The sequence below is a fragment of the Fortiea sp. LEGE XX443 genome (assembly GCF_015206815.1).
Lineage (GTDB): Bacteria > Cyanobacteriota > Cyanobacteriia > Cyanobacteriales > Nostocaceae > Nostoc_B.
In genome coordinates this window covers 1-18,185 of sequence record NZ_JADEXZ010000096.1, presented here as the reverse complement: position 1 = coordinate 18,185, position 18,185 = coordinate 1, and the positions used below count along the sequence as shown (strand labels likewise).

Below are 18,185 nucleotides of genomic sequence, written 5' to 3'. Positions count from 1 at the left end.
GGTCGCAAGGTAACAGATGAATTTAAGCAGATGATGGAAATTGTATTTGATGATTATTTACCGCAATGGAATTATACAGCAGTCCCGCAGACCTCATAATTCTGGATCTTATTTTATCCTCATTCCTTAATTTACTATCACCCCAAAGTTAATATTCTATTCGGAAATGTACCTCCTAACAGCGAAATTCTCTGTATCTATGTCATTTTTAAATCTGATTTAGTTTTTATTAGGAAATAAGATGTGTTTGCCCTACCTTACCCTCTTACCCGCTTGGCAATCTCGCAACCAAGTTTTCACTCCTTGGGCAACTGTACCATTGCTACTATCGCGTGGCGGTGTTGGCAGTTTTTGTTTTGCAGAAGAAGCAGTTTGAGTAAACATCATTACCAAATACCAGCCGTTTTGATCTTTTGTTAACAACAGCCAATGAAATTCTTGTAATTCAATTGCTTTATTGTTTATATACTGTCTTTCTAAGGTAGTAAAAAAAACCTGCTCAACACCTGTTTCTGAACTTTTTTGTTTATCTATAGTATCTCCAGCCGGATTTAAGGGTAGGGGTTGAAACTCCGGTCTACCTGCTAGTACCATATAACTGTAAATATCACTACTTCTTTTGCGACGACGAGCGCGTTGACTGGCGCGATTGGCATAACTAGGTAAATCTTGCAGGAGTCGAGTAGTTAATGTTTCTAAATTTTGTTCTTGGCAAGCATATCTTATATTCCTCTGCACGTCTGGAGTAGGTTGTTGTGAGAATGCTGAGTTATCAACGCTATTAGCAATTACTAGCCAGAAGGCGGAAGCTGTGATGATGGGAAGCAGGGAATAGGGGAAGAAACTTTTTTCATGCTTGGTTGTGGGGTTTTTCCGTGGGTGATTAAGTGGAAATATCATTTGTCATTCTCCCTCCTAAACCCTGCAATTATGCTTGTATTGTAGTTAACTCATCAGAAATTCTCTTCCAGGCTAACTCAGGTTCAGTAGCCGCCGTGATCGGACGACCAATTACTAAATAGTCTGCACCAGCTTGGATAGCTTGGCAAGGAGTGAGCGATCGCATCTGATCTCCTTTTTCTGCCCAAGTTGGACGCACTCCAGGACAAACTAGCAAAAAATCATCGCCGCAAGTTTGTCGCAATTGTGCCACTTCTTGGGGTGAACACACCGCCCCATCTAATCCACACTCTTTCGCCATCAGTGCCATTTCTAAGGCAAATTCGGGCAACTCTAGGGGAATTTTTAAATCAAAAGCCAATTGCCTAGTAGAGATACTTGTCAGCAGCGTAATGGCAATTAATTTAGGTGGTTCAATACCAGCAACGGAAGCACCTTGTTGAGCTGCTTCCGTTGCTGCTTTCATAGCATCTTTACCAGATGTAGCATGAATTGTCAACAAATCCACACCATAACGCGCCGCACTGCGACAAGCCCCAGCTACAGTATTGGGGATATCGTGAAACTTCAAATCTAGGAAGATGCGCTTTTGCCGAGATTTCAACAACTCCAGAATACTCGGCCCGGTGCTGGTAAATAACTCTAACCCCACCTTCCAGAAACTCACTGATTCCAGCTTGTCAACGAGAGCGATCGCACTTTCTAAATCTGGCACATCCAAAGCTACGATTATTTTGTCATTTGTCATTGGTCAATAGTCATTTGTCATGAATTACTGGGTTCTGCATCCTTGTCTTCCTTTTCCTCTCTACACTCCTATTTCATACTTTATACTTTATACTTCATACTTCTTAAGGTATTAAGCGCACAAACTTATTTTTACCTACTTGCAACACGCGCCCACACAATTCACTCGGTTCATTGAAAGTGGTATCAACATCAGTAATGCGATCGCCATCTAAGCGTACACCACCTTCTTGAATTTTCCGCCGACCTTCACCAGTACTTTTACACAAGCCGCTGGCGTTGAGTATAAAGGCCAACTTTGCCGGAAACTGCGTTACTGCTGCGAGGGAAAATTCTGGAACAGCACCTTCTTTACCGCCGCTTTTGGCTGCTTCTTTGGCTTCATTGGCTGCTTGTTCGCTGTGGTATTGTTTAACAACTTCCCAAGCTAACAGCATCTGGCGATCGCGCGGATTTTCTGGCAATTTATCTAAAGGTAAATCTGTCAGTAGTTCAAAATACTGTTCCAGCAAATTATCTGGAACCCCTTGTAATTTCTGATATTTTTGTCCTGGGTGTTCCGACAAGCCGACATAATTGCCCAGAGACTTAGACATTTTCTGCACACCATCTGTGCCGATTAAAATAGGTAATAGCACCCCAAATTGAGGCTTCTGCCCAAAATGGCGCTGCAAATCGCGTCCTACAGCAATGTTAAACTTCTGATCAGTTCCACCTAATTCCACATCTGCTTCAATGGCTACAGAATCATAGCCCTGCATCAACGGATAAAGGAACTCATGCAGAAAAATCGGATTCTCTTTTTTATAACGTTCAGCAAATCCTTCCTTGGCTAACATTTGCCCCACCGTCATGGTAGACAGTAACTCCAAAATTTTCCCCAAATTAAGCTGGGCAAGCCATTCGGAGTTATAACGCACTTCTAACCGTCCTGGTGTGTCAAAATCCAAAATAGGACGCACTTGATCCAAGTAAGTCTGAGCATTTTGCGCTACATCAGCCTCTGTCAGCTGGCGACGCACCTCAGATTTACCTGTAGGGTCACCAATACGAGCCGTAAAATCACCGATAATCAGGACTGCCGTATGACCAGCATCTTGAAACGCTCGCAGTTTTCGTACTGGTATGCTATGACCAAAGTGAATATCAGCACCCGTGGGATCAATGCCCAATTTGATCCTTAGAGGTTTGTTAGTATTTGCTAGGCGTTTCTCTAAACTTTCAATTTCGCTATCAATATCAGTAGGTTGTGGGAATACTTCTACTATCCCACGATGCAGCCAAGAAAAATCTTGCGCCATATTAGGAGATTCGTGCTTTACTACACTTTTTATTTGAGAAGTTAGGTTGGTTACATTCACTGGCAATTTGTCCGTTTTTTCATCTGCCAAACTCATATAATTGCAAAAAATTAACCACCTTGCTGCATTTTGATGAATTACAGTTAAATCTACAAGTGAGGAAGTGATACTACCGTGTCGTCTAGGACTCTTGAAAATAAGCAGCCACAACGTCGGCCTTCATCGGGTTTTGACTTTTTCAAAGGAGTAGGTCAGATAACTGGCGGTACTCTGTTATCTATAACGATGCTGACAAGCTCTATTGTAGCTGGAGGGCTAGTTGGTTTAGCTATTAGTTTCCGTAATTTACCTGATGTCAGACAACTACGTAACTTTTTGCCAACAGAAACAACTTATATTTATGATATTAAGGGCAAACTCCTAGCCAGCGTCCACGGGGAAGCCAACCGCGAAGTTGTACCTTTAGATAGAATTTCGCCGAATTTGAAACGGGCGGTATTAGCTAGTGAAGATGGCCATTTCTATAATCACCACGGTATTAATCCTACAGGTATTGGCCGTGCGATCGTCGTCAACGCAGTAGCAGGTGGTGTGAAGGAAGGTGGTTCTACCATCACCATGCAGTTGGTCAAAAATTTGTTTTTGTCGCAAAAACGAGCCATTACCCGGAAATTAGCCGAGGCTGTGTTGGCAATTCGCCTAGAGCAAATTCTCACCAAAGACCAAATTTTAGAAATGTACCTCAATCAAGTGTATTGGGGTCATAATAATTACGGCGTGCAAACAGCAGCACGCAGTTACTTTGATAAGTCAGCCGAAACCCTAACCTTAGGAGAATCGGCAATGATGGCGGGTTTAATTCAAGCGCCAGAAGAATTCAGCCCCTTTGCGAGTATGAAGCTGGCAAAACAAAAGCAAAAAGAAGTGCTAGGGCGGATGCTGGAATTAAAATGGATTACCCAGCAAGAATATGATAATGCCCTGAAACAAGAAATCAAACTAGGCAGAATCAGGTCTTTTCAAGGTAGCGCCTTGCCTTATGTTTCTAACACTGTGTCTCAGGAATTAGCGAAGAAGTTTGGACGTGACGCATTACTCAAAGGTGGGATGCGAGTCCAAACTACAGTCGATGCTAAATTCCAAATTATGGCAGAAGACACTGTGAAAAAGTGGCATAAAACTTTGAGTGGACAAGGGTTATACAAGAATCAAATTGCTTTGGTAGCCATTGATCCGCGTACTCATTTTATTAAAGCACTGGTGGGTGGTGTAGATCCCAAAGTCAGTGAGTTTAACAGAGCAACTCAAGCTCTACGTCAACCAGGTTCTTCTTTTAAACCATTTGTTTACTATACTGCTTTTGCTACTGGTAAGTACGGGCCAGATACAACTGTAATTGATGCCCCTGTTAGCTACCAAGATGGTAATGGTAGATATTTTCCCAAAAACTATGACGGTACTTTTGGCGGAGCGATGTCAATCCGCAAAGCTTTATCGGTATCTCGTAACATACCTGTGATTAAGCTTGGCAAAACTGTAGGAATGTCAAAAGTGATAGAAGTTTGCCGAACTTTGGGCATTATGAGTCCGATGGAACCTGTGACTTCGTTGCCTTTAGGTGCGATTGGTGTTACACCGTTGGAAATGACCAGTGCTTATGCTACTTTTGCCAATTACGGCTGGCAATCGCCACCGACAATCATTGCCCGTGTAACTGACAGTAGTGGTAATGTGTTATTGGACAATACCCCAAAACCCCAACTAGTACTTGATCCTTGGGCATCAGCAGCCATTATTAGTACGATGCAATCTGTAATTACTGAAGGTACTGGTAAAAATGCTGCGATTGACCGCCCTGCTGCTGGGAAAACAGGGACAACATCCGCAGAAAAAGATATTTGGTTTGTGGGTACTGTACCTCAATTGACAACTGCGGTCTGGGTGGGTAGAGACGATAACAAACAACTAGCTAGTGGTGCTACTGGTGGTGTCATGGTGGCTCCCATTTGGAAAGATTTCATGACCAAGGCACTTAAAGGCGTACCTGTAGAAAATTTCAAACCACCTTCCCAGTTTCCTCGCCCTAAATCACAATAATTTTGGATTTTAAAATTTAGATTTTGGATTCATCATTAATTCAAAATTAAGCCAGTTGCGAATCTGCGGGAAACTCTGACGCTAGTTATTCGCTACTGCTGGCGCTAACGCAGTTACCTGGGAGTGGCTCACCCTCCCGCATATCTTTCTCCCCAGCACACTGGCTTTAAAATCTAAAAGTTTCTAGGGCTGTTTTTCCAGTTCGGCTTTCATCCGTTCTAAGGTGAAGTGCATTTGCTCAAACATCTGTTGCGGAGTAATGCCAAATTGACCTAACTGGGTTTTTAACTGTTCTACTGTCATTTGCGCCATAAAATCTTCTGAAAGCTCGAAGCGCTTCATAAAAATGTGGTAGCGCTCCATCATGGCTTCCATTTGCTCAATAAACAATTTTTTGCCTTGGCGGTCAAATTTGCCATAATTGTTACCAAGTTTGATTAAGGCTTGGTAATCTTCAAACAGCAGTTTTGCTTCTTGCTGAACTATTTCAGAATCAAAGAATCCCATGTTGCTTTTACTTAACTGAGTACTGGCACTCAGCAACTTATAGTGATGCTTATACTTTTATTCTAATCTAGGGGATTCGTGTAGAAAACAAACTTCGGTTAAAGTACGGTTTTTGACCGAGATTCCAACACTTGACTTTAGTTGCTTTCTGTTGATGTTATTATGTTCTAATTTGATATTTAAATTACAGTAGGGACGTTGCATAACATTGATTACCGCCATTAGCGATCGCAGTACGCAATGATGATGATGCTGCACTATTAGAAAAATCAGAGTTCCTAACTATGACGCAGAACTCGAACGCACCATGAGCTTTCGGATGTAATTCTTCAGATAGGTTATTAATGCAATAAATTTCAGTTAACCTGCAAAACTATTAACAACGATACATAGGGAGAAAATATATGGGACTTTTCGACCAAATTCTTGGTGCTGTTTCTAATCCCAATCAACAAGGTAGTTTGGGTCAACTGGGAGGTATTATTAACACCGTACAACAATTAAGCGATCGCACTGGCGCAGATTCTTCTACTGTCCAATCTGTTTTGGGTATTGTGGGCAATTATGTTCGTTCTTCGTTACGAGAAAAGCAAGCTACAGGTGGCGAAGCAGAAGCCCAAGCTTTGGTAAATCAATATGCTGGGACTTCTCCCAATCCTCAAGCTGTGAATTCGCTGTTTTCTGTAGGTATGCAACAGCAGGTAGCTGATGTGGTTTCTCAGCGCACTGGTTTAGATGCTGGGACTATTCAACAGTTGCTACCTTTAATTGTGCCTGTGGTTCTGAATTTCCTGCAATCAGGTGCAAACTCCCAAAATCCCCAATCTAGCAGCAATTCAGTATTGAGTAGTTTTTTGGATGCAGACAGGGATGGAGATGTTGACATTGCTGATGCTATTCGCTTGGCTAGTCAGTACTTAGGCAAATAATGGGTTAATTTAAACAGAATACATGCGATTATTTTGAGGACTGACGTATGTATTCTGTAACAATAGCTTTTACCTCTGCATTTTAACTGTTTTACTAGCCTCCACTCACAGGCGGAATTAGTACCACTTCATCACCATTTTGTAATAATGTATCTGGTTCAACAAAAATCAAATTAATCCCAAAGCGAGTGATGTCGCGCCATTTGGCAAGTTCTGGGCGTTCAACAATCAGGCGATCGCATACTGCTTTTACAGGTGTACCCTCAGGAAATTCTAGCACCAATTCTGGAACCCCAAAGGCTTCTTGATAAGCGGCGAATAACTTAACCGTGACTGTGATTGCAGATTTAGACATACAAAAGCTTCGCACTCCAGAGGTATTCTTATCTAGAGTTTCTCAAACAGACACAAAATTGACGCAGCAAGTTGAGAAACTGTCACTTGGTATCACACTAAGTAACACAACTTGTATGTTGCTAGTCTTATTAGCAAAGATACTACCATCCATTCGTCCAGAAAGAATGATGAGAAAATTAAAGTCCCTCGCCTAAGTTTAGGAAAGGGATTGAGAATTAGGAATTTGAGATTGAAGCTCAATAGTTATAGCAGGTGACAGGGAACAGGCTTCCGCCGTGAGCGTCAGCCGAACGGTGACAGGTGACAGGGTTAAGAGTCTTTTAGTGCATGAGTTTTATCATTGGCCGATATCCTAACTGCCTTGGCTACTGCTATATCTGATTTGCGATCGCAAATCCAAAATAGTTTACCAGTAGCAACTACCTACATTACTGGCTACAGTTGACGGTGCTGTCAGGAGTAGCATCAGGGTAGAAAGTCCGAACACCACCTTGTCTTCTGACGAATACAGCTTTAAAGGTTCTGTTCTCATCAGTGACACTGAGAAGACATGCTTGGTTGGTAGTGCTAGTGTTGGGGTTGTTCTTATAACCTAAAGATGCAACTGACAACATTTCTTCAGCGTTGAGGGTGTAAGGATAACCTTTAATAGTAGACTGAGCAGTTCCAGTACCTACCCGCATTACAACACCCATTGTGTAGATTGTGTTGGGAACTACTTCTTCTCTAAACGTATTATTGCTCAGTCGTCCAGCTAAACCCTTGTTTTGCAACTCTACATAACGACCAACAAAATGCAGCCCACCTATGGAGCCACCTTGAACTGGTTCTCCACAGAATACATGTTCAAAGCCTTCCACATTAAACCAGACATCGGTTAAATCGTTTAAGAAATCCGTATTGGAAGTACGACCTATTTTGAGATATCCTCCTACATAGGTCTTGATATTTGTCAAGACAGTAGGATTATTATTCATCATAGTTTGAAAGCCAGTGCGACTCACAACTGTACCTGGAGCGCCGCACAGATTAACAACTGCTGTGTCAAAGCTGTTTAGTCCTGGGGCGGTAGGGGTGACATCAGCTGGGCTACCAAAGGCTAAACCAGACACAGGGTTGTTGATATCGTCAAAGAAAGGTACAGAACCGGATGGTAAAGAAGTAGAACCGGAACCGGAAGAACCATAATCATTGATTACGATGTCATCAATGTTGATTCTGTTTGCCGTTGCATCAGTTTTACGAATCTCACAGCGAACACTACCAGAGATGTTGGCCGTAAAAGTCGCTGTTTGCAATGTTGTGGAAGTGGTATTGACAGTGGAACCGACTTGTATATATGAAGAGCCACTGTTAGTCGAACACCAAACACCCCAAGTAGTATTAGCATCAGTACCAAACTTAGCATGTTTAATCGTAATAGAGCCAGCGCCTGTAGTGCGGTCAAATCTCATCGACACTCTACCACTATTACGAATGCGAGCAGACCTTAAGCCACTTTTCCTATCCGTGCTGAGGTCACCAATCAACGCATCATTCAAATTCCATAATCCCGTACTGAGATTAACATCAGCAGCTGCATAACTTGCTTTTGTACCGAACTCAAATCCTTCAGTAATTGTGGCACTATTGGCACTGGTTACACAAAAGGTAAGCAGTATAAATGTTCCTGCCGATACTTTGAGAGGAAAAGCTAATTTAGACATACTTAAAAGGTTGCTTACTTGAGTTAATTACCAGTTGATAGTGAGCCTAGATAACAAAATAAATACGCTAAATTACTTCATTTATAAATGAGTAATCAAGAGTAAAGACAGGTTTTAGAATACTAGGGATATTTATAATATTGCATTATTAATTGATAATGCAGTTTGTGAGTTCGCCAATTTCGTATTAAATTCTGATTAAATATAAGTTAAAAATTTGATTATTTATTTATTTGAGTAAATAATAAAGATTCCCGACTTCTTTAAGTAGTCGATAATTTAACTTTTGGTTAATCTTCATCTTTAACCCACAGTATTCCCAGCAGTGTGTCACTTACAAAAATTACACCTGTGTCAAACGTTGCTCTTGTCAGCGAATCCCAAGCGCTGAGAGCAGAGTAATTGTTGACAAACACTGCATTGGTGAAAAATTTGCAGTTATTTTTGAACAAGTTGAATATCTGATGAGAAATGTTTTCGGCTGCTTCTTCTGTCATGATTTTGGATGAATAAGCCAAGTCTTTTGTGAGGATAAATAGTAAAATTTTGTGTGCTGCTGTTTGAGTGATTTCTTGCCAGCGATCGCCCAGTCCAGAATACCCCATTTGACTGACAAATAAATCTAGAGTTTTTGTTAAGTCTTCAGCTTTTTCTGTAGTGCTATTCGAGCTTATTTGTTTAATTTCAAACAAAACATTTCCTATGCTACGCTTTGATATGATTTCTGCTCGTAATTCTTTAATTTTTGCCGAATCTACACTTTCTAATATGTTTATACTCATTTTATTTAAATAAATAGTTAAGTAGAAAGGTGCAAATAAACCGAACTATGTAACGGAAAGTAAAGTAGCTTGAAAACCTCTTCCCTTCTGCCTTCTGCCCTCTGCCTCCTGCTTTGTCATAACGACAATTTTTAACACCGACCTACTTAGAGCTTTTTGCAAGCTTCATCTAAAACATTACTCCCAAGTTGCCACATCTCGCAGCACATCAGGAATTTCTCCCATCTCTAAGGGAAATTCCAGCAAAGTTTCTCTGTAACCTAAATAGCCAGACTCAGCAAACGACAACAGCATTCGCGCCAATGCTAACCAAACTTCTGACTCATACTCCCAATCTTTATAACGCGAAGCCCGACCAGCAATTGAACGTAGCGCCCAAAAATAAGAATTTCTCACCACCGAGCCACCCTTCTTAAACTCTGGCAAGTCTTGGTGGTCGAGAAACAATACTTGATTTTCAATTCTGGCTTTCATAATAGCCATTTTAATTCATTGGGGCGCAATACCCCATGTCTACAAACTAGAGCTTAACCCCAAACGGAAAGTCAACCCCGGACTATAGATGCGATTAACTCGCTCATATTGCTCACCTAGTAAATTTTCTAAGTAAACGGTTAGACCTAAATTGCCAGCTACAGGGATGCGGCCGCTAAAATCTAAATTGAAATAGGATGGTGCAAAATCTGTAATCTGGTCGCCAGGTCTGTTGAACAAGGCTCGACGCGCACCACTGTTGTAAGTCATGTACAAATTAGCTTGCCAACCTGAATTTTGATAACCAACACCACCTTGAAGTAAGGAATAAGGAATTAGAGCCAACTGTAACCCTCTTTCTGTGCCTGTTTTTATTTGAGCATTGGTGTAGGTATAGTTGAGAAAAGTTGACCAGCCAGAATTCAGTTTTAGTTGTAAAGCTGCTTCTAAACCATTGGTATCTACTAGCCCAATATTTGCCCATCGTCCTGCTATAATTCCCAGACGATTATCTACACTGCTGCCGAAATAAGTAAACTGTCCAGTCAAATTATTAGCAAATTTGACATCTACTCCGGCAGTCCAGCTAGAGCCAGTTTCTGGGTCTAAATCGGGGTTTGGTTCCCAACCATGAACTGTGTCAAAAACATACAACTGGTCTAGTCCTGGGTTGCGTTGTCCTCCTGCCCAACTACCACGCATGGCAATTTTTGATGTGGGAGCATAACGTAAACCAAAACTCGGATTGAGATAATTACCAAACTCTGTATCAAAACTTTGTCTGAGTCCTAAATCTAGCTGAAAATTTTTGCTAATATTCCAACTATTGACAGCAAATAAAGCTGTATTTAATAAACTTCTGTTTTCAGTTTCATTATTGGCAATGCGATTCGGGCTTGTACTCAGCACATCACCGTTTAAGTCAGTGTTTTTTAAATCCAATCCCCAGCGTAATTTATTATTCTGGCTTGATTGCCAATCATGATCAACTCTCGCTGATAGCTGTTGTGTATCTAAAGCACCTGTACGAAAAAATTCTCTACCAGCAAAGAATGTCGGGCCATAGGTGCTGAAATAGTCCTGATTATAACCAATTGTAGTTGTCAGATTAGAGCGATCGCCATTGCCTAAACGAGCTTTCCAAGATAAACCAACGTTTAAGCCATCGTGGTCTAAACGGTCTCTTTGTAGCGGGAAACCGAAAAAAATTAAACCTCGACGGCTACTGAGGCTGGTAACATCTAAATTTAAAGTATTTCTAGAATTTAAATCTAGACCAACGTTCCCAGAATAAGTACTTATGGCTGTATCTGCATTGAATAAAAAACCTTGAGCATCACGGTTAGCTGCACCTACAGGAACACGATAACGGTTATCTGAAAAGAATCTTTCAAAGCTGAAATTATATCTAGCCGCACCAACTGAACCACCGAAACTAGTCTGTTGATTATTTAAGCTTAATGATCCATACTCGAAACTGCCGGTGAGTTTAGGTTTACCATAGCCTTCTTTGGTAATGATATTAACAACTCCGCCAAATGCTGAGGAACCATATAAAGTAGAAGCTACACCGCTAGATAATTCTACTCGTTCTATTGATTCTACAGGAATACTATTTAAATCAGTTGTCCCGTGATAAGTATTAACATTATTGTTAATCTGTCTGCCATTAATCAAAAATACAGACTGATTAATTGTCGCTCCGCGGTAGTATGTACCTGTATGAATATCTGCACCAGGCCCGACATCATTAATCGCAAAACCAGGCAATCTTTTCAAAACATCAGCGACGCTAGTAGCACCTTGCTTTTGGATCTCTTCTTTCTCGATAACGTAAACAGGTGTAGATCCAGAAGGAGTATCCTGTTCTCCAATTACTTCTATAGAAATATCTGCATCTTCAGCAGGTTCTGTTTCTAATTCTGGCTGAGTTTCTTGATTGACTTCCTCATCGGAACCAGTTTCTTGAGTGAGTAATTCAGCATTGGTAATAGGTAACTCAATTTCTTTCAGATAAGGAATATTTGTAGTGACTGGCGTTGATTCAGCACCAGCTTGCTGTTGAATTTCAGTATCAATAGCCCCAGCTGGTAGAGTTATCAGTAAATTTGGTAAAGTAACTAGCAGCCAACAATTTTTTTTCACGTCTCGTTTCACACCAAGTAACAACCATCACCAATGGGTATTGTTGCTGCTAAGATAAAATCTTGTCAAACGACATCCTGTCGTATTTCCAGTAAGCATTTGAGTGCTTGATGTTTGTTGTATTCTAAACTCAAGAAAAAAGACTATAAGAGTAATCATCATTACTCTTATAGTCAATTAATTAACTCTGGCATTAATTAACGCTTAATGGTAGGATTTATGTCCGAAGCCGTAGCCACCATAACCACTAACACTACCACTACCACTACCACTACCATAGCTACCATAGCCGCCGTAACCATAGTAGCCGTTGTGGGAGCCAAACTTAGAGTTAAAGTAGCCAGACCCATAGGATGCTGAGAAAAAACCGCCTTCAAGCGATAGCATTTCTTGGCTAGTTAGTTGATCAAGAAAACTTTCAGAATCATGAAACAGGTCGTAACCGATAGTATTTAATTCGTTAATTGCGACATTCGTCATTAGCTTTGCTCCTTCAGGTTCAATGACTAGACTGTTTGACTTATGTCCTGTCTAATCTAATTTTGATGTTTGCAAAGTTACTATAAAAATTCAATATTTTAAAATCTAATAGTTAGACATAAATCCAATATTTTTGTCTGATTAATTTTCTTCACATTAATTAAAAGTAGCTATCGTTTTGCGAATTGGGGTTATTGCTTTTCTGCTATGCTACTTCTACTGCAAGTTGGATTTGTTGTTGTAATGTATTGAGTATATCTATAGTTTTCTCGTAGGCGACTTTCTGGTTTTGATGTTCAAAGTACTCAGATGCTTTATTTAAATCAGCGATCGCCCTTTGATGATACCCTAGATAATACTGAGCTATGCCGCGGTTAAGATAAGCTTGGGCATTACTGGGATCTAGCTTAATAACTTCAGAAAAAGCGCGTACTGCACCTGTATTATCTCCATTACGACCACAAACACAACCCCGGTTAAAATAAGCTCTGTAATCGTTAGCGTTGAAACGAATCGCCAAATCAAAGTCATGGATTGCTGCTACTAAATCTTGCAACTGCAAATGAGCTAAACCTCTATCGTTGTAAATATCTGCTAAAGAAACGTGAGATACTTGAGGTATTTCTGCTAACGCTAGATCAAAATCCATGATTGCTGCTGTGTAATTACCTAGCGCACCATGAGCTACTCCCCGATTATAGTAGGCGCGAAAATCATTGGGTTTACGAGCGATCGCTAGATTATCATTGACAATGGCACTTAAGTAATTGCCTTGCCTGTAATACGCTAATCCTCGATTCAGATAGGCTTCAACGTTATTTGGGGCAAAATTTATGGCTTGAGTGCAATCAGCGATCGCTTGATGGTAATCTTGTAAATACAGATAAGCAAGACAACGATTGCTATAAACGGCAGCAGGTTTTTCTTGATGTTGAATTGCTTGGTTAAAGTGAGCGATCGCTTCCTCATAGTTACCTTGCTGCATTTGCACCACACCTAAATTGAAATAATCACTCACCACCTCTTGAGCAAGTAAGACAGGTGAAGACAAAGATGGGGTAGCAAAAGTCAAAGGAAACACAACTATCAAGCTGAATAAAAACCGCCAGAAATCAGTCATAAGTATTAGCGACAATTTCGGCAACAATATAGTTAGCGGGACAATTAGCCCCGCAGATTGTAAAACTATATACTAATCTACTTCCAGTCTTTGTCTGCTTGATCTAGTACATAAGCAGCTACATCTTCAATTTGCCCAGGTTTTAAACGACCTGCGAAAGCAGGCATAGCATTTTTCCCCTTTGTCACTTGAGCAATAATGGCCTCTGCTGAGTTCATGCCATACTTCTCTAGAGCGTCTTTCTTCAAGTTCTTGTTAGCTTGAACTAGATTTTTTCCGCCAGCGTGACAAGAAGCGCAATTAGCACTAAATACTTTAGCCCCACTAACGCTGTCTGCTGCCAAAACTGGACTGCTGAAGGCAAAGGTGAAGATGGCTATGCCTAACAGCATGACTGAAATAAGTTTTTTCATTTAGTGTTCCCTCTGAAACCAAGGCTTACTTGGTGCAATATCTTTCATAATTTTCAGTTGATTAAATTGCCTTCGTCAAAAGACAAGCTGTCAAACTTCGCTGGAATGATTGCGTCAAGCCATTTTCAAAAATCGTTTAAGTCTATCTTCACAGCGAGTTGGTATATTTAACTTCTGTCTGCCAAATTTGTTAGTGCTTCTGCGGTGACACGACAAATTAGCCAATCATCTAAAATCGTCGCCCCCATGCTGCGGTAGAATGTTTGGGCTGGCTCATTCCAATCTAAGACACTCCACTCTAATCGTCCGCAATTGCGCTCTACAGCAATCTGCGCTAGTTTAATCAAGAGAGCTTTACCAATACCTCGGCGGCGATACTCTGGTAAAACAAACAAATCTTCGAGATAAATTCCTGGCTTGGTCAAAAAGGTAGAATAGTTATGCAAGAATATGGCAAAGCCTACAGGCTGCCCTTGGTATTCTGCTAAGATTGCCTCGATATATTTTGGCGAACCAAATAGATGCTCTTTAAGTGCGGCAACGTTTCCTGTTACAGCATGAGATAATTTTTCGTACTCGGCTAACCCTTTAATTAATTGAAATAGTACGTCGCTATCAGCAGGTTCAGCAAAACGCAGAATTAAATCAGTCATTAGTCATTAGTCATTAGTCCATAGTCATTAGTCCATAGTTAATGGTCTATAGTCAATAGCTTTGATAGTAAGCAGGTTACGGGTTACAGGTTACAGGTTACGGGTTACAGGTTACGGGTTACAGGTTACGGGTTACAGGTTACGGGTTACAGAGTTAAAAGTTTTTTGGTTTCTGATACCGAAATTTTTGACTTTTACACTAGCCAACCCTTCAAACGTTTGGCAATGTGAGGACGACGTAATTTCCGCATGGCTTTGCTTTGAATTTGTCGCACTCGTTCACGCGATAAATTAAACATGTTGCCAACTTCTTCTAGGGTACAGGGTTCACTGGTTGTGAGTCCGTAACGTAAAGAAATTACGTCTTTTTCTCGTGGAGTTAGCACGTCACCCAAGACTTCCCAAATCTCCTGACGCATCATGTTTTCATTCATTTTTGCTTCGGGAGAGAGGTTGTCCTCGTCTTCTAATAAGTCCATCAATTCCGTGTCTTCTTCTTTACCGACACGGTGGTTGAGAGATAGTGCTTGACGACGTAGTTGTTGGAGTTGGCGTAGTTGTTGGACAGTCATTTCCAAAGAAGCTGCCATTTCTGCTTCCGAGGGATTGTGTCCGAGTTTTTGTTTGAGTTCTCGTTGGGCTTTTTTGAGTTTGTTAAGTTTTTCAACAATGTGAATTGGTAAGCGAATTGTGCGTGCATCATTAGCGATCGCTCGCGTAATTGCTTGTCTAATCCACCAGTAGGCGTATGTAGAAAATTTGTATCCTTTATCAGGATCAAATTTTTCTGTGGCGCGATTTAATCCCATCGCCCCTTCTTGAATTAAATCCAAAAAAGGCACTCCGCGATTAAGATATCGCTTGGCAATTGATACTACCAATCTTAGGTTCGAGCGAATCATTTTGCGTTTCGCTACTCGGCCTTGATACAAGCGACTTTCTAGCTGCTTTTCTGTCATCTCTAACTGAGCAGCTACTTGTACTTTAGTCGTTTGCTGTTGCAGTTGCTCTTCTAAAGCGGCTTGAATTTCTCTAACTTCTTCTAAAAATCGGACTCGCCGTGCTAATTCCACTTCTTCTTCTGGTTTGAGTAGTGGATAACGCGCCATTTCTTTAAAAAATGCGCCTACAGCATCATCATGCTCAGTTTTGTTATATCCTGAAGGTCGAGCCGCCGCCATCTCATCCCCATCACGTTCTTCTTGTTCCAGATTTTCTGCAATTGGGGACTCTTCTTCTACCAATATTTCTAAACTTTCGAGTAGTTGCTCTTCTGTATCAGCAGCATTCTCCAATATTTCCATTGTTCCCAATTCAGCAATATTCATAGTTTCCTTAAGGGATGGTTGCTTTGTTTGGTACATAATTCCTTGACAGCTACTCGCTTACAACTTGGTAGTTTCCCCTTAGAAACAAATGCACCCTCTCTATAGCAAAGTACAAGTTTCTACTAATTACTTAGCAAAACTGAAAATTTTTATCTAGCTATGATTTTTTGGTTCCTGCTAGATAGAACCTCTGATAAATACTGGCTATTGCACCTAAAAAATTATTGTCTCAGGTTCTAACAGATATATTCCTTATTTTTTGATTAATCTCTAAATCTGTCAAACTCCTTCAACCACTATTAATCTTAACAAAGATCAAAGAAACCAAGTAATTATTCCCATTCCTTAAAAATTCCTATATTTTTCTAAAGTTTTTAAACTTTAGGGGTTGGAATTAATTTTGACATTCAAAGCCTTGGTTCTAGGGTTATTTGAATTTCATGAAATTTTTTCAATGTCACAATTTCACTAACTTAATTTTCTGAAATAAATTATTTGTATAAAAGCATCTCATATATACAAAGAATTGAATATCTATCAATGGGCGGAAAAAGGATCTGTCATATTTAGTAAATAAGCAAATGACTTGATAAATAATCAGGGATATAGTTTTGTTTTTATCGTGTGTGGACTTTAAATATTTATTGCACGTACCGCTTAGTTCGATTTGTCTAGTAGATTACATAACAGGAAACTTATCAAGTATGATGATGGATAAAAGTATTTAGAAATACATTTTACATTCTAGAGAGAAAAAAGTTAAATTTTTGAGAGCTAGATGAAGGGATAATAAATTCCTGCCAATAAAAAGCAAAAATTATGTATATTAATGACTTAAATTTGCAAAATTTAGTAGTTGCAGAGCCTAGGGAATCGTATCAAGCCCAAAATATGGGAAATCGCTACATTGAAGTGCTGGTGGACTGTCCAGGTGCAACGGGATTATTTACATACCGATTGCCATCTCAGTTAGAAATAAAACCAGGGGATATTTTAAGCGTACCATTTGGGACACAACAGTTAGGAGCGATCGCCATTCGGTTGTTGACAACACCCAATATTGACTTACCGCCAGACAAAATTCGGGAAGTAGAAGATGTAGTTAGTGTGGGGTTCTTTCCCAGTAGTTATTGGGAATTATTAAATCGAGTTGCAACATATTACTATACGCCCCTAATTCAGGTAATTAGAGTTGCTTTACCACCGGGATTGTTGGGGCGATCGCAACGTCGTATCCGCTTAACTCACCTCAGCCAAAACGATGAAACCACAAAACTCGCAACGCTAAATTTTCTCAGTCCAGTTGCACAGCAAATTCTGGAGCTTTTGCAAACTCAAGCATCAGGAGATTATAGTTTTGCTTACCTGCAACAAAAAGTTAAATTAACCTATCGGGGAGTGCGGGAGTTGTTGCGCTTAGGTTTGGTAGAAAGTTATTTAGAAGCGCCACGACTAACTCGCCCCAAATTACAAAAAGTTGTAACACTGATTGATACAAGCGATCGCGATTTAACTGTTCGTCAACGGGAAATTATCGAAGTATTGCGCCGACGTGGTGGGGAATTGTGGCATAGCGAACTATTACAAATTTGTAGCGCTAGTTCTTCCATCCTCAAAACCTTGGCACAAAAGGGTTACATAGTGATTGAAGAACGGGAAGTATTGCGGACAGAACAGAGTCCGACATTAACTCAAGACCAAGCAAAAACCTTAAATACTGCCCAAACTCACGCCCTAGCAACCATACAGTCCTTAAATAAATTTGCTCAAGTCTTGTTGCATGGGGTAACAGGTTCTGGTAAGACAGAAGTATACTTGCAAGCGATCGCGCCATTACTTCATCAAGGCAAATCAGCTTTAGTTTTAGTCCCAGAAATTGGACTCACACCCCAACTCACAGACAGATTCCGCGCCCGATTTGGTAACAGAGTCGCCGTTTATCACAGCGCCCTCTCCGAAGGGGAACGTTACGACACCTGGCGGCAAATGCTCACAGGCGAACCCCAAGTTGTCATCGGGACGCGTAGTGCAATTTTTGCACCATTACCCAAACTCGGTTTAATTATCTTAGACGAAGAACACGACAGCAGTTTCAAACAAGATTCTCCTATCCCTACATATCACGCCCGCACCGTCGCCCAGTGGCGGGCTGAGTTAGAAAATTGTCCCCTAATTTTAGGTTCTGCTACTCCATCCTTGGAAAGTTGGGTGAGTGTGAGGAGGCAGGGAGCAAGGAGGCAGGGGGC

17 protein-coding genes are annotated in these 18,185 nt (G+C 40.7%); 3 read left to right on the top strand and 14 right to left on the bottom strand.

What is annotated here, in order from left to right; all coding sequences use genetic code 11:
* Positions 1–252: 252 nt before the first annotated feature.
* The 3 genes from IQ259_RS24325 to tyrS form a co-directional block, all read right to left on the bottom strand.
* The gene (locus tag IQ259_RS24325) at positions 253–900 is read right to left on the bottom strand and encodes a hypothetical protein (RefSeq protein ID WP_339383989.1); all 648 of its coding nucleotides are present in this window, start codon (positions 898–900) and stop codon (positions 253–255) included.
* A gap of 28 nt (positions 901–928) precedes the next feature.
* Positions 929–1,648 carry an orotidine-5'-phosphate decarboxylase gene (gene pyrF, locus IQ259_RS24320; RefSeq protein WP_193888582.1) on the bottom strand — a complete coding sequence of 240 codons (720 nt, stop codon included), beginning with the start codon at positions 1,646–1,648 and terminating at the stop codon, positions 929–931.
* 103 nt (positions 1,649–1,751) lie between these two features.
* Positions 1,752–2,948, bottom strand: a complete 1,197-nt coding sequence (tyrS, locus tag IQ259_RS24315) for a tyrosine--tRNA ligase (protein ID WP_193888581.1) — start codon at positions 2,946–2,948, stop codon at positions 1,752–1,754.
* Positions 2,949–3,122: 174 nt separating this feature from the next.
* Between tyrS and IQ259_RS24310 the strand changes: the two genes are divergently transcribed.
* Positions 3,123–5,045 (top strand): transglycosylase domain-containing protein, encoded by a 1,923-nt coding sequence (locus IQ259_RS24310; RefSeq protein ID WP_193888580.1) that lies wholly within the window; start codon positions 3,123–3,125, stop codon positions 5,043–5,045.
* A 183-nt stretch (positions 5,046–5,228) separates the two neighbouring features.
* Here IQ259_RS24310 and IQ259_RS24305 read toward each other — a convergent pair whose 3' ends face one another.
* Positions 5,229–5,552, bottom strand: coding sequence for a DUF1825 family protein (locus IQ259_RS24305; protein ID WP_193888579.1), 324 nt, complete (start codon positions 5,550–5,552; stop codon positions 5,229–5,231).
* A gap of 404 nt (positions 5,553–5,956) precedes the next feature.
* On the opposite strand from IQ259_RS24305, the gene IQ259_RS24300 reads away from it, so the two are divergent.
* Positions 5,957–6,481: a DUF937 domain-containing protein gene (locus IQ259_RS24300; protein ID WP_193888578.1), complete on the top strand. Its 525-nt coding sequence runs from the start codon at positions 5,957–5,959 to the stop codon at positions 6,479–6,481.
* Between the two features lie 94 nt (positions 6,482–6,575).
* Here the strand turns inward: IQ259_RS24300 and IQ259_RS24295 are convergent, their stop codons facing one another.
* From IQ259_RS24295 to IQ259_RS24250, 10 genes are all read right to left on the bottom strand, one after another.
* On the bottom strand, positions 6,576–6,836 hold the full coding sequence (locus IQ259_RS24295) for a MoaD/ThiS family protein (RefSeq protein WP_193888577.1): 261 nt from the start codon (positions 6,834–6,836) through the stop codon (positions 6,576–6,578).
* 430 nt (positions 6,837–7,266) lie between these two features.
* Positions 7,267–8,544, bottom strand: coding sequence for an EndoU domain-containing protein (locus IQ259_RS24290; RefSeq protein ID WP_193888576.1), 1,278 nt, complete (start codon positions 8,542–8,544; stop codon positions 7,267–7,269).
* Positions 8,545–8,834: 290 nt separating this feature from the next.
* Positions 8,835–9,326, bottom strand: coding sequence for a hypothetical protein (locus tag IQ259_RS24285; RefSeq protein WP_193888575.1), 492 nt, complete (start codon positions 9,324–9,326; stop codon positions 8,835–8,837).
* Between the two features lie 177 nt (positions 9,327–9,503).
* Positions 9,504–9,800: a hypothetical protein gene (locus tag IQ259_RS24280; protein ID WP_193888583.1), complete on the bottom strand. Its 297-nt coding sequence runs from the start codon at positions 9,798–9,800 to the stop codon at positions 9,504–9,506.
* A gap of 39 nt (positions 9,801–9,839) precedes the next feature.
* Entirely contained in the window at positions 9,840–11,945 is a 2,106-nt protein-coding gene (locus IQ259_RS24275) for a TonB-dependent receptor (RefSeq protein WP_193888574.1), read from the bottom strand.
* A gap of 204 nt (positions 11,946–12,149) precedes the next feature.
* A complete protein-coding gene (locus IQ259_RS24270) occupies positions 12,150–12,425 on the bottom strand; it encodes a hypothetical protein (protein ID WP_193888573.1) in 276 nt (91 codons plus the stop codon).
* 205 nt (positions 12,426–12,630) lie between these two features.
* Positions 12,631–13,545 carry a tetratricopeptide repeat protein gene (locus IQ259_RS24265; RefSeq protein ID WP_193888572.1) on the bottom strand — a complete coding sequence of 305 codons (915 nt, stop codon included), beginning with the start codon at positions 13,543–13,545 and terminating at the stop codon, positions 12,631–12,633.
* A gap of 77 nt (positions 13,546–13,622) precedes the next feature.
* Positions 13,623–13,958, bottom strand: a complete 336-nt coding sequence (petJ, locus tag IQ259_RS24260) for a cytochrome c6 PetJ (protein ID WP_193888571.1) — start codon at positions 13,956–13,958, stop codon at positions 13,623–13,625.
* Positions 13,959–14,125: 167 nt separating this feature from the next.
* The gene (locus IQ259_RS24255; RefSeq protein ID WP_193888570.1) at positions 14,126–14,611 is read right to left on the bottom strand and encodes a GNAT family N-acetyltransferase; all 486 of its coding nucleotides are present in this window, start codon (positions 14,609–14,611) and stop codon (positions 14,126–14,128) included.
* A gap of 194 nt (positions 14,612–14,805) precedes the next feature.
* The gene (locus IQ259_RS24250) at positions 14,806–15,975 is read right to left on the bottom strand and encodes an RpoD/SigA family RNA polymerase sigma factor (RefSeq protein ID WP_193888569.1); all 1,170 of its coding nucleotides are present in this window, start codon (positions 15,973–15,975) and stop codon (positions 14,806–14,808) included.
* 783 nt (positions 15,976–16,758) lie between these two features.
* Between IQ259_RS24250 and priA the strand changes: the two genes are divergently transcribed.
* On the top strand, positions 16,759–18,185 hold a 1,427-nt coding region (gene priA, locus IQ259_RS24245), incomplete at its 3' end, for a primosomal protein N' (RefSeq protein WP_193888568.1).

What these genes read in the sequence shown, in the direction of transcription:
- IQ259_RS24325 (WP_339383989.1), bottom strand. Translation starts at nt 900, where the DNA reads ATGATATTTCCACTTAATCACCCACGGAAAAACCCCACAACCAAGCAT.
- pyrF (WP_193888582.1), bottom strand. Translation starts at nt 1,648, where the DNA reads ATGACAAATGACAAAATAATCGTAGCTTTGGATGTGCCAGATTTAGAA.
- tyrS (WP_193888581.1), bottom strand. Translation starts at nt 2,948, where the DNA reads ATGGCGCAAGATTTTTCTTGGCTGCATCGTGGGATAGTAGAAGTATTC.
- IQ259_RS24305 (WP_193888579.1), bottom strand. Translation starts at nt 5,552, where the DNA reads ATGGGATTCTTTGATTCTGAAATAGTTCAGCAAGAAGCAAAACTGCTG.
- IQ259_RS24300 (WP_193888578.1), top strand. Translation starts at nt 5,957, where the DNA reads ATGGGACTTTTCGACCAAATTCTTGGTGCTGTTTCTAATCCCAATCAA.
- IQ259_RS24295 (WP_193888577.1), bottom strand. Translation starts at nt 6,836, where the DNA reads ATGTCTAAATCTGCAATCACAGTCACGGTTAAGTTATTCGCCGCTTAT.
- IQ259_RS24290 (WP_193888576.1), bottom strand. Translation starts at nt 8,544, where the DNA reads ATGTCTAAATTAGCTTTTCCTCTCAAAGTATCGGCAGGAACATTTATA.
- IQ259_RS24285 (WP_193888575.1), bottom strand. Translation starts at nt 9,326, where the DNA reads ATGAGTATAAACATATTAGAAAGTGTAGATTCGGCAAAAATTAAAGAA.
- IQ259_RS24280 (WP_193888583.1), bottom strand. Translation starts at nt 9,800, where the DNA reads ATGAAAGCCAGAATTGAAAATCAAGTATTGTTTCTCGACCACCAAGAC.
- IQ259_RS24270 (WP_193888573.1), bottom strand. Translation starts at nt 12,425, where the DNA reads ATGACGAATGTCGCAATTAACGAATTAAATACTATCGGTTACGACCTG.
- IQ259_RS24265 (WP_193888572.1), bottom strand. Translation starts at nt 13,545, where the DNA reads ATGACTGATTTCTGGCGGTTTTTATTCAGCTTGATAGTTGTGTTTCCT.
- petJ (WP_193888571.1), bottom strand. Translation starts at nt 13,958, where the DNA reads ATGAAAAAACTTATTTCAGTCATGCTGTTAGGCATAGCCATCTTCACC.
- IQ259_RS24255 (WP_193888570.1), bottom strand. Translation starts at nt 14,611, where the DNA reads ATGACTGATTTAATTCTGCGTTTTGCTGAACCTGCTGATAGCGACGTA.
- IQ259_RS24250 (WP_193888569.1), bottom strand. Translation starts at nt 15,975, where the DNA reads ATGTACCAAACAAAGCAACCATCCCTTAAGGAAACTATGAATATTGCT.